Raw genomic sequence first — 443 nt, 5'->3', positions numbered from 1 at the left:
TTGGCAGTGAGGGAAAAAACTTGTCTCCCGGAGTGATTAGCCGTCTGAAAGCGAGCTGGGAACAGGAGTATGCCGCATGGTGCAAACGAGAGATGGGCAGTAAATATTATGTGTACTTCTGGGTAGATGGAATTTATTTGCAGGCCAGAATGGAAGAAAGCAAAGAGTGTGTTTTGGTGATTATCGGTGTTGATGAGCGAGGGCAAAAAGACCTGATAGCTATGGAAGCTGGTTATCGGGAAAGCAAGGAATCCTGGCTTACTCTCTTGCGTGATTTGAAATCACGCGGTCTTCACCAGTCTCCCAAGCTTGCAGTTGGGGATGGCGCACTGGGTTTCTGGGGCGCTCTAGATGAAATCTACCCTGATACACGCCATCAGCGTTGCTGGTTTCACAAGATGGGCAATGTCCTCGATAAATTGCCCAAATCACTACTCTCCAAG

The 443-nt window shown here is 48.3% G+C and carries 1 protein-coding gene; it reads left to right on the top strand.

Translation table 11 applies throughout. The features are described from left to right. Positions 1–443, top strand: a 443-nt coding sequence (locus Llon_RS09355; protein WP_193391628.1) for an IS256 family transposase, incomplete at both ends; no start/stop codon positions are given.

Source organism: Legionella londiniensis, assembly GCF_001467825.1.
GTDB classification, from domain to species: Bacteria; Pseudomonadota; Gammaproteobacteria; order Legionellales; family Legionellaceae; genus Legionella_A; species Legionella_A londiniensis.
The sequence above is the reverse complement of the archived record's forward strand: the minus strand, read 5'-3'. Positions and strand labels throughout refer to the sequence as shown.